Annotated in this window: 16 protein-coding genes; 9 read left to right on the top strand and 7 right to left on the bottom strand. The window is 37.9% G+C overall.

Going from position 1 to position 18,918, the window contains the following annotated elements; genetic code table 11:
• Positions 1-8: 8 nt before the first annotated feature.
• From VUJ46_RS07190 to VUJ46_RS07160, 7 genes are all read left to right on the top strand, one after another.
• The gene (locus tag VUJ46_RS07190; protein WP_326984309.1) at positions 9-1,439 is read left to right on the top strand and encodes a radical SAM family RiPP maturation amino acid epimerase; all 1,431 of its coding nucleotides are present in this window, start codon (positions 9-11) and stop codon (positions 1,437-1,439) included.
• Positions 1,429-4,479 (top strand): type 2 lanthipeptide synthetase LanM, encoded by a 3,051-nt coding sequence (gene lanM / locus VUJ46_RS07185; protein ID WP_326984308.1) that lies wholly within the window; start codon positions 1,429-1,431, stop codon positions 4,477-4,479. The genes VUJ46_RS07190 and lanM overlap by 11 nt, the downstream gene beginning before the upstream one ends.
• A 4-nt stretch (positions 4,480-4,483) precedes the next feature.
• Positions 4,484-4,942 carry a hypothetical protein gene (locus VUJ46_RS07180; RefSeq protein WP_326984307.1) on the top strand — a complete coding sequence of 153 codons (459 nt, stop codon included), beginning with the start codon at positions 4,484-4,486 and terminating at the stop codon, positions 4,940-4,942.
• 2 nt (positions 4,943-4,944) lie between these two features.
• Positions 4,945-6,174 carry a S8 family peptidase gene (locus VUJ46_RS07175; protein WP_326984306.1) on the top strand — a complete coding sequence of 410 codons (1,230 nt, stop codon included), beginning with the start codon at positions 4,945-4,947 and terminating at the stop codon, positions 6,172-6,174.
• A 10-nt stretch (positions 6,175-6,184) separates the two neighbouring features.
• Positions 6,185-6,442 (top strand): hypothetical protein, encoded by a 258-nt coding sequence (locus VUJ46_RS07170; RefSeq protein ID WP_326984305.1) that lies wholly within the window; start codon positions 6,185-6,187, stop codon positions 6,440-6,442.
• 45 nt (positions 6,443-6,487) lie between these two features.
• On the top strand, positions 6,488-7,354 hold the full coding sequence (locus VUJ46_RS07165; RefSeq protein ID WP_326984304.1) for a class I SAM-dependent methyltransferase: 867 nt from the start codon (positions 6,488-6,490) through the stop codon (positions 7,352-7,354).
• Positions 7,355-7,621: 267 nt separating this feature from the next.
• Complete coding sequence (locus tag VUJ46_RS07160) at positions 7,622-8,044, top strand: cupin domain-containing protein (protein ID WP_326984303.1); 423 nt, start codon at positions 7,622-7,624, stop codon at positions 8,042-8,044.
• Between the two features lie 90 nt (positions 8,045-8,134).
• On the opposite strand, the gene VUJ46_RS07155 is transcribed toward VUJ46_RS07160, so the two are convergent.
• The 4 genes from VUJ46_RS07155 to VUJ46_RS07140 all read right to left on the bottom strand — a co-directional run bounded on the left by VUJ46_RS07155 (position 8,135) and on the right by VUJ46_RS07140 (position 12,347).
• Entirely contained in the window at positions 8,135-8,842 is a 708-nt protein-coding gene (locus VUJ46_RS07155) for a LytR/AlgR family response regulator transcription factor (protein ID WP_326984302.1), read from the bottom strand.
• A 2-nt stretch (positions 8,843-8,844) separates the two neighbouring features.
• Positions 8,845-10,029: a sensor histidine kinase gene (locus tag VUJ46_RS07150; RefSeq protein ID WP_326984301.1), complete on the bottom strand. Its 1,185-nt coding sequence runs from the start codon at positions 10,027-10,029 to the stop codon at positions 8,845-8,847.
• A 236-nt stretch (positions 10,030-10,265) separates the two neighbouring features.
• Complete coding sequence (locus VUJ46_RS07145) at positions 10,266-11,594, bottom strand: serine hydrolase domain-containing protein (protein WP_326984300.1); 1,329 nt, start codon at positions 11,592-11,594, stop codon at positions 10,266-10,268.
• A gap of 18 nt (positions 11,595-11,612) precedes the next feature.
• The gene (locus VUJ46_RS07140) at positions 11,613-12,347 is read right to left on the bottom strand and encodes a CPBP family glutamic-type intramembrane protease (protein ID WP_326984299.1); all 735 of its coding nucleotides are present in this window, start codon (positions 12,345-12,347) and stop codon (positions 11,613-11,615) included.
• A gap of 558 nt (positions 12,348-12,905) precedes the next feature.
• On the opposite strand from VUJ46_RS07140, the gene VUJ46_RS22980 reads away from it, so the two are divergent.
• Together VUJ46_RS22980 and VUJ46_RS22975 are read left to right on the top strand one after the other, a co-directional pair.
• Complete coding sequence (locus VUJ46_RS22980) at positions 12,906-13,013, top strand: oxidoreductase (protein ID WP_442784944.1); 108 nt, start codon at positions 12,906-12,908, stop codon at positions 13,011-13,013.
• A gap of 217 nt (positions 13,014-13,230) precedes the next feature.
• On the top strand, positions 13,231-13,542 hold the full coding sequence (locus VUJ46_RS22975) for an oxidoreductase (protein ID WP_442784943.1): 312 nt from the start codon (positions 13,231-13,233) through the stop codon (positions 13,540-13,542).
• 70 nt (positions 13,543-13,612) lie between these two features.
• Here the strand turns inward: VUJ46_RS22975 and VUJ46_RS07130 are convergent, their stop codons facing one another.
• The 3 genes from VUJ46_RS07130 to VUJ46_RS07120 form a co-directional block, all read right to left on the bottom strand.
• Positions 13,613-14,260 carry a DUF6624 domain-containing protein gene (locus VUJ46_RS07130; RefSeq protein WP_326984298.1) on the bottom strand — a complete coding sequence of 216 codons (648 nt, stop codon included), beginning with the start codon at positions 14,258-14,260 and terminating at the stop codon, positions 13,613-13,615.
• A 384-nt stretch (positions 14,261-14,644) separates the two neighbouring features.
• Complete coding sequence (locus tag VUJ46_RS07125; RefSeq protein WP_326984297.1) at positions 14,645-15,763, bottom strand: NAD(P)/FAD-dependent oxidoreductase; 1,119 nt, start codon at positions 15,761-15,763, stop codon at positions 14,645-14,647.
• Positions 15,764-15,765: 2 nt separating this feature from the next.
• Complete coding sequence (locus VUJ46_RS07120; RefSeq protein ID WP_326984296.1) at positions 15,766-18,885, bottom strand: LodA/GoxA family CTQ-dependent oxidase; 3,120 nt, start codon at positions 18,883-18,885, stop codon at positions 15,766-15,768.
• Positions 18,886-18,918 lie beyond the last annotated feature (33 nt).

Here is an 18,918-nt window from a genome sequence, read left to right as displayed (position 1 = left end):
TAGAAAACATGCAAAAGAGCCTAAGTCACAGAAACAGTTATCACGATCATCTGCACCGGTATGCGGGGTTGAAGAGATTTTTTGAACGCTGGTCCGCCGATCCTGATTTTAAACAGGATCTGATCAACAATACCGTAGAGACACTGAAAAAAAATGCTATACCGGTTACTCCGGATGAGATAAAATATATGCTCGATGAGCGCATAACAGAGCTGCCGCAACCGGTACAAACCATGTGGGAGATATCGAAGAGCAAGCAAGATCTCATACAGTCATTTTATCTGTCTGAAAACCTGCCTAAGGATCAAGGTATGCTTGCCTGGAGGGATCGGCAGATTGCGCGACAGCGATTTGATCTGGGGCCTTTCTTTACCGATACTAATATTCATTCTTCCATGACCGTTGAGCTGTCGCAGGGATGCTCTGTAGGATGTTGGTTCTGTGCCCTGTCACCGGATAGTTTTAAAGAAAATTACAATTATGATGACAATCGTGAAGAGTGGCTCGGACTGCTTCATACCATGCACTCTTTTCTGGGGGACGGCCTGAAATCCATATTTCTTTACTGGGCTACTGAACCTTTTGACAATCCTGATTATGAAAAATTCTGTCTTGATGTTTATGATGAATGCGGGATTTTTCCGCCTACCACGACAGCAGTGGCTCATAAAGATACAGAACGAATCCGTCGTTTTATCGAACTGTCCGCAGACCATGGCTGCTGGCTCAACCGGTTTTCTCTAACCTCATTGGGTATTATGAGTAAAGTCCATCAGGCTTTTAGTGCCGAAGAGCTCGCTGAGGTGGAGTGTTTGGCTCTTAATATGAATAACAGTTTTGCTTATGGCAATGCCGGAAATTTCAGAAAAAAAGCGATGCAGAACCCGGAAATACTGTCCCGGCAGGACAATAAGCTGCGCAAAGCGCCGTGGCATCGTTTAAATCCTGACTACGCGGGATCAGAAGAATATGCCAACGGCAGTATTTGTTGCGTAAGCGGCTTCCTGATTAACGCAGTAAGCAGAAAGATACAACTGATAAGCCCCACAACGGCGTCAGATGAATGGCCTTTGGGATATATAATATTTGCCGAAGCGATCTATGAAGATATAGCCGAGTTGGAAATGATCCTTAAGTTATGGAAACTGAAGTATTTTAAGGAGAAGCTGGCGGATGATGACATCCTGCGCTTCCATCCTTGGCTTGGGATAACGGTATTCCATGATCTGATTGAAATAAAAGGACGTTTTAATCAGAAAGAAATTATAGAAGGATCGAAAAATCCGTCTATGTATCAGCTGGTAAAATATATAAAAGAAGCTCCGGTTACCCTTAAGGAAATCCGTCAGCACGCAGAAAAACTGCTTTTAATTTCACCGCAGGTATCAGATTTATTAATTAATGAACTTTATAAAAAAGGCTTTTTTTATGGATGTTAAAGAAATAATAGCTCCTTCAGCAGCAGTAACAGCTCGTCTGCACCAGGTTATCGCAAGGGCATGCTCTGTTGATGACTTGATGGCGGGTAAAGCTTTTGCCTTTTCGGAGAGGATAGAAAGTTCCACAGCAACTATTGCACAGGACTGGGCGGATATCGTAGGTTATGGCGATATGGCAAGGCTGGATGCGTTTCTGGACTTCATGCGCTGGGATAAAAACACATTTTTAAGCGCAGTTCAGTCCCATGTGGTTATTGATGCTCCGGATCTGTTGCCGGATTGGGCAGTGGCACTGAAAAAAGTATTTCATAAGCTGTCCGGATTCTGTAACAGAGAGCTTGTCTCAGGAAATAATAAGGACAGCTCTGTAGAACATATATTACTTCCTTTCATTAAAATGGCGGAAGCACATGTTATTGAGGAATCAGACAGGCTGGGGTTAGGGATTACTTACCATGCGGGAGCACAGATGGTGCAGGCTTTAGGTCGCAGACTGGTGACGCTTTCTGTTTCTGTACTGGATAATGAGGTGTACCTTAACAGTATTGTTCCTTCATTTGTTGCCACTGACCAAACAGCGGATCCTGCGGGCTTTGAGGCGTGGCTGCAGCGTATTGAATATTATCCCGTTCTTGGCCGGTTGATAGCCGTTGCCTATACCAATTGGGCTGATAGTATCACCGAGTTTTTAGAACGCCTCTCAAAGGATAGAGAGATGATTGCCAATACCTTCTTTAATACCACTAATCTCGGATTGCTTGTGGATTATTCGGGAGATGCGGGAGATGTGCATTGTCATGGAAGATCAGTTGCCTTACTTACTTTTTCAGGAGGACGGAAATTGGTTTACAAACCGAAAAATTTACAGATCGCCAATGATTTTTTTGAATTGATCAAGATGCTGAATACCGTATTACCCCTGAAGCTGGCTACCCGGCGGGTAGAGGTAATGGGCGACTATAGCTGGGAGGAGTTTATCACCAATAAGGAGTGCCATAACACCTCAGAGTTTCCGGCTTTCTTCAGAAGGATGGGGATGCTTACCCGTTTGTTCCAGCTATGCGGAGCACGGGATTTCTGGCTGGACAATCTCTTGGCACACGGAGACCAGCCTGTATTTGTTGATCTCGAAATGGTGATCCAGCATATAAAAGAAGCGGGTAAAGACTTGTTGCCATCAGAACAAATGGCTTTACAGGAAGTAGAGGAGTCTGTGATTAAGATAGGTATCATTTCTTTTCCTACGCCTATAGGTATGGGCGTAAAAGCAGAAGATCTCGGTACTCTGGCGGCCATCAAGCCCTTTTCTTCTCCGTTTAAGCTTTCACTGGCTGCTGATAATAATATCAGTATAGGAATAAAGAAATCGGATGAGGGATATATTACCTGGGAAAAAACCGACTACCTGCCAAGTGTTAATGGGGTATTTGCCGTTTCCTCAGATTATATGGAGGAGTTTCGACAGGGGTATACAGAAATGAATCATGCTTTGGTGGATCTGCAAGATAAGCTATTGGCGGAAGACGGCTGTCTCAATAAATTTTCTAACGCTCTCCTGCGCTACATCCACCGTGATACCTGGACTTACATGCGTATTATCAAAATTTCGACACATTCTCAAAATCTGGTAGGAGGCATCATCAGGGATAAGACATTATTCTCTCTGTTCAAAGAAGTATGGGAGGATAGTACGCTGAATACGGAGAAGGCAACCATTCTGGCCAACGAAATTGTATCAATGCGGCAACTGGATATCCCGCTTTTTACGGCTTGTGGCGGCAATACTGAGCTAACCGTTGATCATGAAGTATTTGATTATTTCGATTATAGTGCTCTGGATATGATGATCTCTCGCTTACAATCAATTGATACATTTGATATTGAAAAACATCAGCAAATCATTGCAAGTACCTTCTATTGTGGGGATCATGCAGCACCGGCAGCAGGATATAAGAAAATAATCAGGCAGATGCCGGTTCCGGACTGGGCCTTACAGGCAAAGGCTTGCGCCGATCTCATCATGGGGCAGGCTATAAAAAGCCCGCAGGGAGATATGGCCTGGATAGGGTTGGATTACCAGCCTCATATCGGTACTTATATGCTGGAGGTGCTAAAGCCCGACCTTCTGTCGGGAACCTGTGGACTGAGCATGATGTTTATCGATCTGTACAGGGCCTATGGACTTACTGATTATAAAACATTTGCGTTAGGCAGCCTGGCCTCCACTTTAGCTGTAGTAAAAAATTCTATTGTCAATTTCACGCATCTGGATCTCTTATGGGGTCATACAGACAAACCATTATTGCTTGGGGCTTATGCTGGTATTGGTGCCCAGATCATCGCTCTGGAATATGCTGCCCGGCATTTGAAGTCTGCCGAAGCGGCTGACGCTCTGCAACTTTATATTAATGCAATTCCTTTGGAGCAACTCCGGAAATATACACCCCCGGATTTCATCAGTGGCTATTCCGGTTTGCTGTTCAGTCTTCATGGGCTTAAACCGGCCAGCGAACTTTTGGAACTAACCCGGTATTCTTTCGGATCCGAAAGTATTTTCCCCCGATATGCACAGCCGTTGGAGATGCTGCCTTCCTTAAAGTCCGGGTATGGTTATCTCAACCAGATACTGGAGGGAAAGTCTTCAGCTTTTCCATTCGGTAAAGATGCGGATATGGGAACTTTATTTACAGCTCTGGAATACAAATATGATCAAAACAGTGCCGATGTGTATGCTGCACGCCTGTCCGGGGATATCTGGCAGCTAACAACGCAACAGCTTATCGACTATGCAGAACTGGCTCTCAATCTATTTGATATTACCTCTGACAGACAGTATCTTGTGCAGGCCGAGCATTTTGCGGCAGCAATTGTCGACAGGAAGGAGCAGACCGGCCGGTGGTTGGCCGATAGCTGGGCTTCCGATATACATCTGTTGTCTGTTATTCATGGAACAGGGGCATTATGCCATTTATTCTTAAGGTTGGATCAGGCTGGAAAGCTAGGTTCCTTTCGTCGCTTACATTCTTTTAAAAATTTATAACCCAATGATCAATACTAATACTGAAACACAAGACATTGTCCGCCTGGATCCTTACTGGGATGCTTACTTCCGTTGGCCGGCAGACTATTTTCCATTTAATCTGCCTGCCTGCTCTGTTGAAAAGCACCAGTACGATATCGACAAAGAGAAAGAAGCGACCGTTACATGGGATATCAGCTACAACCTTGAGCTGGAATGTGGCCTTGTGTCTGCAGAAAGACAACAGCTTCATAATATGCAGCCCCGTAAAGGGAACAAGGGAGAACATTACCGCATTACTCATTTCCTTCGCGAGGACCAGTTGAATGGCCTTATCGGACTCACCTTTACGTGGGCTTTCTATATTCCTATGCCGGAGTATATGCCTAAGCATCCCATGGGAATCATACAGCTGGATCCGCAGGAACTCAAAGGAAAAAATACCGTTATCACAATCAGGGATACCAGACCCGAAAATCAATAGTTATGGCAGTTAAAATCGTTATTCCATCGAAAGCTTTTTTACAGGATCTGGAGGCTGGAGCACGAAGTCTCAGAAGTACTGATCCTCAGCTCAATCTTAATTCAGCAAAAGGTAAAACCGCACATATCCATGATCTTATTCAAAATGGATCCAATAGGCAGAATGGACGCTCTGCGCTCACTGCTTCCCGGTCAAAGGGCGTTTACCATGCCCTTACCAATCTCTGCACTTTTATTATGGATGAAGAACAGATAGATGAAACTTATTTTAAAGATGCTTTTGATGCTACCATTAGGGAAAACGTAGAAGTAGCAGCGGTTACCCCCGCAGAAAGGTCGTTGGAATCACAGGCGGACCTACCGGAATTCTGGCATAAAAAAAAGCTTAACCTGGATGGAAGCCTGACTGGCAGAAATATTAATATAGGGGTGATCGACAGCGGAATTTACGCGAGCCATCAGGAATTTGCCGGTAAGCAGATAAAATTTGCAGAGTTTGACAGTATTGGCCAACTTGTAGGGACAATCCCTAAAGACTACGGTACTCATGGTACCCATGTATGCGGGCTACTGGCAGGTAAAAATGCGGGGGTAGCACCCGATGCTTCGCTGACCGTAGCAGCATGTCTTACACAGCGCGGTGGTACAGCAGGATACCTGGCACAAATACTTGGCGGCCTGAACTTTTTGCTGGAACAAGGCCGAGACAATGATATACAGGCTGGCCGAGTACATCTGATCAATGCCTCGATAGAATCTGCATCTGGTTTTAATGATTATCTGCATGGGGCACTGGATATGGCACTTACCGATCCCGGTACCCTGATGATTGCAGCAATAGGTAACAACGGAAGTAAGGGGAAGAACAGTGATTGCAGCCCCGGAAATTATGACCTTACACTGGGAATTGGTGCTTTGGACGAAAATGATCAGGTAGCTTCTTTTTCTTCATGGGGTACCGTAGCCCCGTTGGGCAATATCAGCAAACCGGACATCAGTGCTCCTGGCGTTTGGCTGTATTCAAGTTTATCAGGCTCAGGGAACCATTATTTTAAGCAGAGTGGTACCTCAATGGCTTCGCCAATCGCCGCTGGAATCGCCGCGTTATTGCTGGAACGGCAACCCGAACTGATGATGCAGCCGCTAAAACTCAAAGAATTATTGCTGGATATGGTTATCCCTTTACAGGATACAGAACGGGCCGGAAAAGGCAGGGTCAATTTAAGCAGCTAAAAAGAAGACCATGAAAAAGGATGAAATCAGTTTCTTAATAAGTTTGTCAGATGCCCGAACGTTGATACGGGAAGCAGAGAAAACCGATAGTGAAAGGCTTATCGAATTAAAAAACCAACTTGAGCAAATGCACATAAAAGCTGAGTACTTAGAAATGCTGGGGCAACTGGTTGTCTGCGCATCTGAAGAAGCCTGGCATAAAGTAATGCCGGAAGTAGAAGCCATTGTCGGTCAGGGGTTTAAAATGGAACCGAACCGTTTGTTATAAATTACATAATTCCCGTTACCCGGGGTGAAACAGGTAGCAGTCGTGATGGAAAAAGTTGAAAAATTAGATCAGGATAACCGTTTTGTACAGATGGCGCGAAGGGCAGCCATTATAGCAAAAACTTCGGATCCGTGGATTAAATGGCATGCCTATCTTAGCCGATGGACGGAAGATGCCTGTATTGCCGCGCTGGAGTTCATGCATGGCATATCCTTGCCCTCATATGTCCTTGACGTGGCTACGGGAACGGGTACTCCGGTACTCGATCTGGCAAAGGCTTGGCCAAAGTGTCGTTTTGAAGCATGTGATATCGCTCCTGAATCAATAGAAATTGCAGGATTGCTGGCGCAGGAGGAAAAGCTACACCAGGTCTCGTTCAAAGTAGGAGCTGCTGAAGTACTGGAGTATCCTGATGGCGGTTTTGACCTGCTTACCTGCTTTTTTTCTCTTATGTACCTTAAAAATACATCACGAACCGTCGATGAGTTTTTACGCGTACTGAGACCGGGAGGACATATGGTCATAACGACCTGGACCGGCGAAAACCAACTATTTCGGCTCGTTAAAGATACTTTCAGAATGGGTAATCATAACTATCCCGACGGCAGGAACCCTTTTATGTTTTCTGACAGCCAGACCCTTAACAATTTGTTTGAAGACAAACCTGTCAGTAATATCCTTGTAAAGACAAAAAAAACAGTTTTAAACTGGGAAGGAAACGAGCAGGAATTATGGGCATTTTTCAAAGAATGCAACCCTATTATCAATACATTATTATTAAAGCTTTCCCCAGATGAACGCCGGGAAAGGGAAGAATATATGTATGCTCTTTTGGCTGGTCTTAAAATTGACGGTCATATTCTTTTTGATGCAGAGATGTTGATATGCTCTTTGCAAAAAGATGACCAGTGACTTCTCCGAATATTGTTATGAAATGAAGCACGCGTTTAATTTTTTATCTGATATTTATTTCAGTTCATCACCTCATTCTGAGATCTACGCTGGGCTTTTGAATGCATTTTTAGGGGGGAGCCGTGAAATCTGCAAATATCCGGAAAAATAGTATTCGTAAAATGTAAACAGATACGAATGAAATATTTAATTATGATCCTTTTACTGTTCAGCGAGACTGTAATCGCGCAGAATGTAGTAAATTTAAATCCAATAAAATCAAACAAAATGAGTACAGAAATCCCTAATATAAGTGATTTTCCGACGGGTGAGGAAAATACAGCTTTTGCAGAATATTTTACCGGCAAGTCTTATTTGGCAGCCCTTACAAACAATAAAGATTTGAATGTTCCGCTTTCCAATGTTACATTTGAGCCAGGCTGTCGGAATAATTGGCACAGTCATACCGGGGGACAGCTTTTGATTGTTGTAGGCGGAGAAGGTTTATATCAGGAAAGAGGAAAGCCTGCCCGTCGTTTAAAAGTGGGTGACATTGTGGAGATAGCTCCGAATGTCGAACATTGGCATGGAGCCGCTTCGGAAAGCTGGTTTTCACATTTAGCAACCACTGGAAATCCTCAGACCAATCAAAATACCTGGCTGGAAAAAGTTTCTGATGAAGAATATAGGGAAGCCAACAAAAAAGAGTAAATCCCGATCATCATTTGCCGGAATAGGCAAAAACAAGTTTCAGCAATGGGGGTTGTTCTTTAAGTATGACAAAAATGAAGGCACACGTTTTTATTTTATTCCCAACGCCTGATATAGCTCGTCTTTCTTATTTTGGGCTATGGAAATATTTTGTCCATTGGTTAATTCAACCCTGTTTCCATTAATGCTTCTGATGGCTTCCAGATTGACTATGAATGACCTTTGAATCTTAAAAAATTGAGGCAGTGTCAAAATATCATCCATAGATTTCAGGGTGGCTAGCGTTTTATAGGATTCGTTATGAATAACGATTTTCAGATAGTCGCCCTGGGCTTCGGCATAAAGAATTTCGTCCAAAAGAATTTTCGTGAGTTTTCCTTCAGATTTGATGAAAATTCGGTCAGAATTTACCTGATGAACGGTAGCATTTTGTTTAAGATTGAGATAATCTTTTGCTTTATTAACCGCTTTTAAAAACCGGTCAAACCGAACGGGCTTTACGAGATAATCGGTTGCTCCGGTTTCAAAACCGTCTAATGCAAAATCCCTGTGCGCCGTAATAAAGATAATGACCGGGGGATTTACCAGGGTTTTAGCCAGGTCTAAACCATTGATTTTCGGCATCTGAATATCACTGAAGATAATATCTACCGAATGGTTTTCTAAAAACATCAGGGCTTCAACAGGGTCTCCGAATGAGTCAATAAGTTCCAAGAAAGAGATTTCTTTAACGAAATTTTCAATAATTTCTCTTCCGATTGGTTCATCATCCAATACGATGCAACGTAATTTTTCCATGGTTACAAGTTAATTTTTAATTCAATTCTGAAGCTGTTTTCTAAAGTTCTAATCTCCAGGCTATGCTGGTTCGGGTAGAGAAGCCGGAGTCTTTTTTTGATATTTTCTAATCCTATTCCCCCGTATTCTTTCTGCATTTCAGTCTTTTCAATATCATTTTCCAGGACAAAGTAAAATGTGTGGTTTTTAATTTTAATTTCCTGTTTGATAAATTGATTTTGAGCGCTTTTTAAGCCGTATTTAAATGCATTTTCTATGAAGGTAAAACCCATCAGAGGGGCAATATAAAGACCTGGGATTTCGTTTTCCCCTACGATTGTTAGCTGGATATTTTTATCTTTTGCATACCGCATTTTTTCGAGTTCAAAATAATTTTTAATGAAGTCAATTTCCTTTTGTAAAGCCACTTTTTCGGAGTTGGATTCATAGAGTGTGTAGCTCATAATATCAGAAAGATTTAAAATAACATCAGGCGCGAGGTCGTCTTTTTTAACGGTCAGTCCATAAAGGTTATTCAGTGTATTGAAGAGAAAATGAGGGTTCAGCTGTGATTTCAGAAAGTCTTTTTCGATGTTGATATTTTGGATTTCGACTTCTAATTTTTGCTGTTGTAACCGAGTGGTTTTATTTTGTATCCTAAGGATCTCCATTAAAATCTTAGCAAAGAAAAAAGGAGCCAGAGAATAAATGACTAAAACAGAATTTCCAATCACGGTTTCAAACTTTAAAGCTTCAAAAAATGTCTGAGCGGCATTTTTTTCGATTATATCTTTATAAATGCCTGCATCAATCCTAAATCCGAGATTATGATACAAAACAAAGATAAAATAGTTGACGGCCATCCATATATATACTGAAGCCGGAATACTAAGAGCAATGAATACAATATTGATTTTTCTCTTTTTCGAAAAACACATCGGAATCAGCAGATAGAAAAAGATATAAAATACGGTCATATTGTTAACCATGCTTCTTACGGTTAAAATCGTACTGCTGAAAGCCGATAATTGGAGTTCAAGACTATAGTTAAGGAATAGTAAAACCGAAAAGACCAACCACATGAAAAAGTGGAAAATGATCTTCGGATTTCGGGTATAAAACCTCTCAAAATCCAGTAAGATATTTTGATCGGAAATAAGTTCGGCGGGCTTCAGTCGGGTCTGCATTTTTCTTTTGTTGAAAGACATTTCAAAAATAAGCTTTTGAGATTAGAATGAATAACTGACGTTGATATTAATCTATAAAATACCTTCAAATTCTATCAGATTAAAATTTTTATGATTTTGAATGGATTTAGAATTGTATTTTTCAATTCTTAGCTGAAGATTTGGCGGGGGCAAATCAAAAATGAAGAATACGTTCAAAAGAGCTTAGGAGGAAATCAAATTAAAAATAAAATCTTCCTGCCAATTTCTATAAGGTTTTAAACGGATTCCTTATTCTTTGTATAAACTTTTTTTGATTGATCCTGTTCGAAATATATTTCTTGGGTTCCGGTGACAAAAACAAGTTTAATATTGTCGTATTCAAAAGTGGATTCGCCTTTGTATTCAAACGGAACATAGTCCTGACCTGCCTGAGAGGCCTGAAAAATAAGATTTTTACCATCTGACGAGATTGTGATTTTATCTTCCTTCTGATCTGTTGTGTAGGTTCCCATCATTTTTCTGAATTCGCTCTCAGGAAATCCCTCAATGATATTAAAATCCGGTAGTACAGGTGATTTATGATAGGCCGCATGTAATAAGGTTTTCATGACCTCGTTGGTGTCTATATTCACAGCGTTGGCTAAACAGACCAAGCCCAATTTTTGTTTTGGGAAATACCAATAGTCTGATATGTAATTTTCTACTCGACCACTGTGATTGTAGCCTTCAATATCGTCGAAATTCAGCCTCATAATTCCTAAGCCATAATCACCACCTTTTTTAGGAAGCATTATTTCCAGGCTTTTAGCGGAGATTAATTTTCCGGTAAAAAGGGCTGAGATAAATTGATTAAGTTCTTTAGGTGTTGATGCAATCCCTCCGCTTGCAGGATGATTGGAGAAATTTACCTTTTCATTTCTTAGATAGAAATCCTGAATATTGTAAGAAAGGGCTTCATTTTTAGTTTCATCAGTCTCAAAGCTGAAATAGGTATTTTTCAGGTGAAGGGGGATGGCTATTTTTTCTTGTAAAATTTCAGAAAAGCTCTTATTATATATTTTTTCAAGGATAAAGCCCAGTAAAACATAATTGGTATTACTGTATTCATATTCTGTTCCCGGTTCAAAGCTGTTTTTTTCTCTCAAAATATAATTTATAAAGTCATTTTCTGTATGGTAGTCTTTTTGCCAATCCGCTAATCCGTCTTTATTTGTGAAATTATAGAGTCCAGACCTATTTTTTAATAAGTGTTCAATACTTATTTTTTCCGCATTTTCTATACGAGGGTAATAGGAGGATAATTTGGTTTCCAGCTGGAGTTTTTGTTCTTCTATTGCTTTTAAAATCAGCACGGAAGTGTATGTTTTGGTAATAGATCCAACGCGGAATTTTGTGTTTTCATTATTCATTCTTTTAGTCTCGGCATTAGCAAAACCGATGGATTTTGAATAAATTATGCTGTCTTTGTACGAAATAGCAACACTGCCCATCATTTTTTTATTATTGAATAAATGATCGAAATAAGCATCTATTTTTTTTTGTGAAAAGAGTTGATTAGCAACAAAACTTAAAATGGAGATCAGTAAAAATATTATTTTTTTCATGGTGGGCGGTATAAAAAATTAAAGAATTCTGATAATGACGTTCATCAAATTGATGACATTGTGCCCCATAACGGGATAGATGAGATTTCCGGAGAATTTCTTCAGAATTCCCAGACTTAAAGATGAAATTAAGGTCAGATAAACGATGGTGGTCAGATCGAATTTAAATTGATGTTCTGGAGTGAGAACCATACCGTGGGCAATGCCGAAAAGCACTGTCACAATAATAAATGACCAGCCGAATTGTATGCCTTTGAAATTCCACCTGGGTAAAAATACTTTATCGAATATCCAGAGATAAATTCCACGGTATAGTAATTCTTCTGTCAGTCCCGGCATTGTAGCCTGAAAAAGAAAGGTTTCCAAATCAAATTCACCCCCTTTGGGAAACAGGATAAGTTTAAATATAAAATCGAAAATCAGGAATCCGAGAAAGACTAAAATTCCATATTTAATTTGATTTCTAGAATGGGAAGAAGCCGTAAATCCAATTTCTGTTCTGGCCTTTTGATTGACAAAAAAGATACATGATAAAGATAAAGCCAGACTAAACAGTTTCCCCGGCCAGGCGAACTTTAATCCAAAAAAATGAGGTATCCATTGTTTGCTGAATATCTGTATATAGGTATCAGCTAAAAATAGAGCGATAAATAGCAAGAGAAACTTCAGATTTCCTTTTTTTGATCGTAAGAAAGCTATGAAAAAGATGGGTAACATGGCTAAAAGCCATATAAGCGGAGTAAAAAGAGACATGATAGTGATTTTTAATTTCTGCCTCAAAAGTAGGATGGAAATGAACGAATTCAAATCAAAATCGATAAAAGAGCAATTTTACCGGTCAGGATAGGCTATTTTTCCGATAATACTGTTTGCTTTTTGAATTTACCTTCATAAACCCCTAAGGGGTTAAATATCAGTAGCGTCGGGTGAAACCTGATGAATACGTATTGAATGATGTTATAACGCTGCAGGGGTTGAATAATGTAAAGGAAATTTTAAAGATAAAATGATATGAAATTATAAATTGAGACTTTTAAGAAAGGCGTGGGGTACTTGGTTTCAGAAAGCAGAGGATATGGTATCAGAAAAAATTCAGGGTATAGTTAATACAATAGAAAATATTTAAAGCTGTTAACAGAATAACAGTACATTGAAAAAATGAACGTTGTTAGCTTTTTCGCTAATCTTAATGTAAAGAAATATACCACTGTATATCATATTCTGCATTTTATGATATAATAAAAAAATAGAAGGTCTCGAGAAAACTATTTTTTTCGAGACCTTTTAAGCCGCAAAATTACTTGGCAAATAATGCAATTTTCAGAACCAGCTAAGAATGCTGAATCTGCGGGTTTTGATGGAGTCGAAATTCATGGGGCAAATGGCTATCTTCTAGACCAATTTCTTTCCATACAGTAATATCAGAAACGATGAATATGGAGGAAGTATTGAAAATAGACTGAGAATTTATGTAGATGTTATTCAGGAAATTAAAAGGAATGTTAGCCGTGATTTTGTTGTGGGAATAAGACTTTCTCAGGGAAAGGTTAATGATTATTTCCATAAATGAGAGAATGAAGAAGAAACAGAATTCATATTTAAAACTATTGAAAAGGCTGGAGTTGATTACGTTCATTTGACTGAATTTGATGCGACTGCTCCTGCTTTTAATGATAATAAATATAAAACAGCTGAGGTTCTTTCATTGGCTCAGATTGCAAGAAGGACATTACAAATTACACTTTTATTAAATGGTAAAATTGATTCGGAAGATTCGGCAAAATCGATTATTTCAGAAGGAATAGCAGATTTGGTTACGATTGGTAAAGCGGCATTAGCCAACCATGATTTTCCGTTAAAAATAAAGGAACAACAGTCTTTAAATGAATTTGACGCTGAGAAAACTTTAAGACCAACCGCGGAACTGAAAGATTTTGAGCTGAAATAATGATACAAATAAAGAGCGTTTATAGGATTAATTATGACCAGAGCCGTCTACGTGATTATATGTTGTGTTGTTAATTCGGATTGAACTGAATATTGAAATACTTTAAATAATCCTCTATTGGTTCCATTCCCATTTCTTTTCTTCTTTCGTTCACCGTTTCAGGATTTTCCAATGTATACAATTTACCATTTTTTATTTGTGAACCATATATTTGGGGTTTTCCTTCGTCCATTAACATCCTATCTTTCATCAATGCGTATTGGTCTTTAGATAAGTCTCCATTTTTAACTGCTTTCTCTATTTGTGGAAAATACTTTTTTCTGATTTCCTTAGTACTATGTTGCAGTCCCAACCAGATTGCATACATTTGTCTTTGATCTACCTCCTTTAATGTTGGCATACCACACTTTTCAATAATGCTAATCACTAATTCTTGATTCCTATGATCTTCTTTAGCATATTTGATGAGTTCATTTGATTTTCTAATCCTTTGGTCACTTTCTAAAACTTCGCTCAAGATTTGACGTTTTTTGCTGCAATCAACTTCAATAATATCTATTGAACCTACATAGACAAATTTATCCTTATTCATATAAAGGAATATTGATATCATTAAAACAAGAGCGGTTAATATGCTAAATAATATTTTTTTTACTTTCATTTCTATTTTTGTGTCATATTTTAAAATAGGTTGACCATTTTTGGTTAAAAATAGCAATTATTTTTAAGTGTCGGAATAAAATAGGGTTAGTTTTTTCTTGCTTGACCGAAAAACGTTACCCACCTTTTTGGAGCTGCTAATTTTTTTAAATCATTCATTTTTCTAATTCAAACTTCTTTATTCATTTGGAATAACACCTGTTCTTTGCTTGAAGAGTCTGATAAAATGTTACAATATTTAACGTAGTAGTATTGAATAAAAATCTATATGCTCTGAAAGAAGTTGTAAAAATTAAAATAATTAGAATAGTAGATAATACAGCATTTTTTATACTCATTTTAAAAAAAAATATTTAATTTTTATGTAATTAATAGGATTTATACAAGATGAGATCAGGTACATTTAAGTATATTTTTACCTTAATTTTATAAGTACTGCTTATTAGAGATCGTGACGTCTATTCCAAAATAATTGGTTTGGCCATCTTTTTTCCATCCTGTAGTAGATGTAATGATGATATTCAAAATGAGACCAAATATTTTCTGCCATACGATTGTATTCTGCTATAAATGCATTTTTAATGTTTTCTGATAAGGTATGAACCACATTCGATGTAATGATCAATTTAGAGTATTGAGCAGCCATTGCTAAAGCATTAAACATTCCTTGAGAAGATAACGGATCAAAGGTTAAACAAGCATCTCCAATTGCTATCCAATTTGATTGTACCTGCAGTTTAAGACAGGAAGAATGTGATGCTTTTGTACCTAAAAATTCATAATCCAATATTTCTTCTTTAATTTCTAAAGTTTTAATTAAATCTTTTTCAGCTAAAAAATAATTTTTAAAAAATTCTCCCTCTTTTGTCAACTTTTTATCACATAAATCGGAATCTGTAAAGAAACTAATCAAGTGTTTATTATTAGGTAGTTTGCTAATATACCACCATCCGTTTTCGACTGCATAGATGGTTGAAAGTTCTTTTCTGGTTGGAATGTATAGACTTGCATGAATCCCAATGAGCTGATCTTTTTTGAGACGCTGAATGTTCATTTTTTGAGCCATCAAACTTCTGCGTCCTGAAGCATCTATGATAAATTTGGCTTGATAATTATTTTCAGAACCTGCCTTTGTTTTTGTAATCAAAGCCCAGTGTTTAGACTCTTCTGAAACGCTGATAATATTTTCTCTAATGATTTTAATACCTCGCTCGCTTGTTATTTTTTGTAATTTATGTACAAAATTATTCTTATCGATAGACCAGCCGTGACCTTCAGGATTCTGTAGGCTATCTTGCATGATAGGATGAGGTGTTCCCCAATATGACTGCATACCAATGGTAGGTTTGCCAACCAATGGATCTTGCATTATTGCATCAATATCAATTCCTAATTCACTAAAAATACGTTTACTGGATGCGACTAAAGTTTCCCCATGTAAAACATTTGTGTTTTCTGGTTTTTCAATGACTAAAATTTTGTAAAAAGAATGGAGGTGCATAGCAGCGATACACCCTGCTATGCCTCCTCCAATAATTATAATGTCGAAATCGTTATTCATTATTAAGAATTAAAACGTCTTCTAAATCTTTCATGAATAGTTACTATTTTCTGATTTGGCTTGACATATTCTATTTGTAAATCCTTATTTGTTTCCTGAACTTTTGACAGTAGATTTTCTAATTCTTCTGAGTTATTTAGTATGTGCTCTGCTTCTTTTTTTAGATCTTCGTCAATTTGTAATTGAGATGAATTTAATACATTATTTGATATTATTTCAACTACGTTATCTTTTGCGACATTATCTGTTAGCTTTTGTCTGGTCTCTTTTAAAATGATATTGATAATTTTAGTGTATGAGCTGGTTAAGGCAACTTGTACCGTATTCGGAACTTTGGTATTCTCATTATTTGTCATTGTTTCATCTAATTTTATAGGTAGCACTGTGCCTACAGCATCAAAATGAGTAATCATTTTGTTAATAATCTCTTGGTACGGGGAATAAATGGTGGGGTTACCAGGTAAATCTTCTAACCACTCAAAACGTTGATTTAATATTTCTAACTGCTCTTCCGGATTTCCTTGTTTTTCCTGTAAAGCTTTGAATTGCTTGTAAGTAATAATTTCATTAGGCACTCGTGCTGGCCAAAATGTTGGAATATAAGGGTCATATGAATTGTCGTATCCGTCTTTACAAGAGGCCGTATCTGTTTGCCAGGGAATAGCCATCCAACGTGTTATACTGCCTGCCACTTGAAATTCGAAAGGGTTTATTATTTTATTAAGTAACGTTTGATCTATAAAAGAACCGTATTCAAGGTTATCTTTAATAAAATGATCTTTATCAAATTTAAATCTGAAAGGAGAATCATACATAGAAGATATTCTTACCGGCCATGTCATTTCGCAACCTGGATGAAAAGCATCTGCCAGACAAAAATCTAAAGCAGCTCTTGTAAGTAAGTCAGCTTGCTCTTCTACAGGATATTCATCTAAAGGTTTAGGATTGATGTAATTGGTTTTATATTTGTCCCAATCATCAATAAAATTCCCAGCTACCCATTGTTGCAACATTGTGATTTGTAGGTTTGTAAGGGTGCTGTGCTGCCTAGGGCTTCCGTTTCCTACTATTTCTATAGCATCTCCATATAACCAAGGCCATAAAGCAGGAGATTGAGAACCCGGGAGATCAAACTGCCTGAACTGATTAAACATTTGTCTTCTGAATTCTAAGTTATTCATAGTCCCATCTCTTAATTTTTCAATCCATATATTTTCATTGAAATTATAAGCTCCACTGAAGCCAAAAGTGGTTAAAAAACCTTTGTTTACCCATTGTAATTCTGTCATCCTCTTAAAAATGGGAAATATATCATAAGAGAATGAAGGGCTAAGTGGAGGAGGCAATTTAAGTTCTCTTACAGACAGATCTCTCATTAAATCCCACATTGTTCTTATTGATTGCTGCATAGGGGCATAATCCGGAGGTGCACAAATTACCCAGGCCGGTTTTACATTAATTTCCTTATCATTGAGTTTTAAAGTTGCTGTTACCGGTCCATCAGAAGTGTCGTCATACCAACCATCATTATTTGCAAAATCTAAAGCAATTTCATTTTTAACACTTTTGGATACACCTTTACCTCCAAGTACATGTAATCTTTTGGAATTTGGTGAATTCTTATCGAAAAATATTTCTCCAAGATAAACTTCTGTGTCTCTTAAAAATTTCCCTTTAAATTTTGCTGAATTGTTGATCGATTTGCTATTTAAATTTTTTATACCTCCATCAATAACGAGGCTCATACGATCTTGGATATCCGAATTTCTTTTAAATGAATATTTATATTCATCTTCGTTTGCTTCCGGAATATCTAACGCAAGATTGAATTGATACCAAGCTGCTTTTTGGTTGGCTAAATGGCACGACCAGCTAATTTCAACATTGTCTTTACTATCAGGATGGGTAAGTTCTTTTACAACTTCTCCTTTAATATTCAGACCATATATTCTAAATTCTGCAGCTTGTCTTTTGATTTTGCCTTCTCTATCCCTATAAAAAGAAAGACCATTTGACATGATGGGTTCGGGAACTTGTGGCCCGATATAGTATTCATCACTATTTCCTACACGCATAATGCCTATTGAAGGATATATGGCAGCACTCACAATTTCGTGGTCAACTATTTCTTCATCTTTATTTTGTGCATGAAAAGGGCAGACTTGTCCTTGAGGTTCTCTGAACTCTAAAGCATTGGCACTGTATCTCGTTTCTGCACCATATTTATAAACATCTCTTCTGGCCTCGGCAATACTACCCAGCGGTTGATTTAGTGAATTGATACGCCAGCAGTTAAAATTAATATGGTCACCAAGTTCTTTTACTCCAATCAGATGTAAATCTTGTTTGGGAAGGTTTAATCTACCAATTTCAATAAAACTTTCATCCCATTTTAATTGTAAATTATCTGCTATTTTCTCATCAAGCGCTTTTATTTGCCCTTCAAGAATAAATTGGTAAGAATCATTAGATAATTTTTGCTGTAAATCTTTAGCGAGATAATCTTTCTGCTTCATGATGACAGGGAAATTTTCTTTAACTACTGGTTTAAGCCGTAGTTTTATCATATGTTTCTCACCTAATCGGAATGGTATAATAGGGTAGTATGCAGTGGTTAAGCAGCTGTCTTCGTATTTTTCCATTTGGTCTAAAATACGTTTCAATTCTTCGTTTTCCTTATAATATTTATTTAATTGGTTAATGTCACCAGAAGTAGAAATTTGAGTAAAATCTACCATTTGTTGGGCATTTTGAGCGAAAAAAACATCAATATTCTGAAATATAAAATCTGTATTTGGCCCATCAAACCCTTCCGCATTATTCGGTAAATCAAAAATCTTTAAACCTAAACCAATGGTAGATTTTACATCTGTTTTTTTAGGGTCTGTATCACTTGAAAAACGCATTACACACTTGAAATTTTCCTTAATTCCAAAGAAACCAAGATCACCTACTAATTTTTCCATTGGTAAGTTATTGGTTAAACTTAATTCTCCGTGTACTACGCCATGTTGTTTTCTGAATACGGCTCTTGGGGCTGGATGTGCACCATTTTCTATCATCACCTTTTGGTAGGTGTCAATAAATTGAGCCTTAAGATCATTAATGTACTTTTTTTCCATTTTAATAAGTTTTAATTAATTATTTTTACAGTG

The sequence above is a fragment of the Chryseobacterium sp. MYb264 genome (genome assembly GCF_035974275.1).
Lineage (GTDB): Bacteria > Bacteroidota > Bacteroidia > Flavobacteriales > Weeksellaceae > Chryseobacterium.
The sequence above is the reverse complement of the archived record's forward strand: the minus strand, read 5'-3'. Positions and strand labels throughout refer to the sequence as shown.

What these genes read in the sequence shown, in the direction of transcription:
- VUJ46_RS07190 (WP_326984309.1), top strand. Translation starts at nt 9, where the DNA reads ATGCAAAAGAGCCTAAGTCACAGAAACAGTTATCACGATCATCTGCAC.
- VUJ46_RS07165 (WP_326984304.1), top strand. Translation starts at nt 6,488, where the DNA reads ATGGAAAAAGTTGAAAAATTAGATCAGGATAACCGTTTTGTACAGATG.
- VUJ46_RS07125 (WP_326984297.1), bottom strand. Translation starts at nt 15,763, where the DNA reads ATGAATAACGATTTCGACATTATAATTATTGGAGGAGGCATAGCAGGG.
- VUJ46_RS07170 (WP_326984305.1), top strand. Translation starts at nt 6,185, where the DNA reads ATGAAAAAGGATGAAATCAGTTTCTTAATAAGTTTGTCAGATGCCCGA.
- VUJ46_RS07155 (WP_326984302.1), bottom strand. Translation starts at nt 8,842, where the DNA reads ATGGAAAAATTACGTTGCATCGTATTGGATGATGAACCAATCGGAAGA.
- VUJ46_RS07140 (WP_326984299.1), bottom strand. Translation starts at nt 12,347, where the DNA reads ATGTCTCTTTTTACTCCGCTTATATGGCTTTTAGCCATGTTACCCATC.
- VUJ46_RS07180 (WP_326984307.1), top strand. Translation starts at nt 4,484, where the DNA reads ATGATCAATACTAATACTGAAACACAAGACATTGTCCGCCTGGATCCT.
- VUJ46_RS07145 (WP_326984300.1), bottom strand. Translation starts at nt 11,594, where the DNA reads ATGAAAAAAATAATATTTTTACTGATCTCCATTTTAAGTTTTGTTGCT.
- lanM (WP_326984308.1), top strand. Translation starts at nt 1,429, where the DNA reads ATGGATGTTAAAGAAATAATAGCTCCTTCAGCAGCAGTAACAGCTCGT.
- VUJ46_RS07150 (WP_326984301.1), bottom strand. Translation starts at nt 10,029, where the DNA reads ATGTCTTTCAACAAAAGAAAAATGCAGACCCGACTGAAGCCCGCCGAA.
- VUJ46_RS07160 (WP_326984303.1), top strand. Translation starts at nt 7,622, where the DNA reads ATGAGTACAGAAATCCCTAATATAAGTGATTTTCCGACGGGTGAGGAA.
- VUJ46_RS07120 (WP_326984296.1), bottom strand. Translation starts at nt 18,885, where the DNA reads ATGGAAAAAAAGTACATTAATGATCTTAAGGCTCAATTTATTGACACC.
- VUJ46_RS07175 (WP_326984306.1), top strand. Translation starts at nt 4,945, where the DNA reads ATGGCAGTTAAAATCGTTATTCCATCGAAAGCTTTTTTACAGGATCTG.
- VUJ46_RS22980 (WP_442784944.1), top strand. Translation starts at nt 12,906, where the DNA reads ATGCAATTTTCAGAACCAGCTAAGAATGCTGAATCTGCGGGTTTTGAT.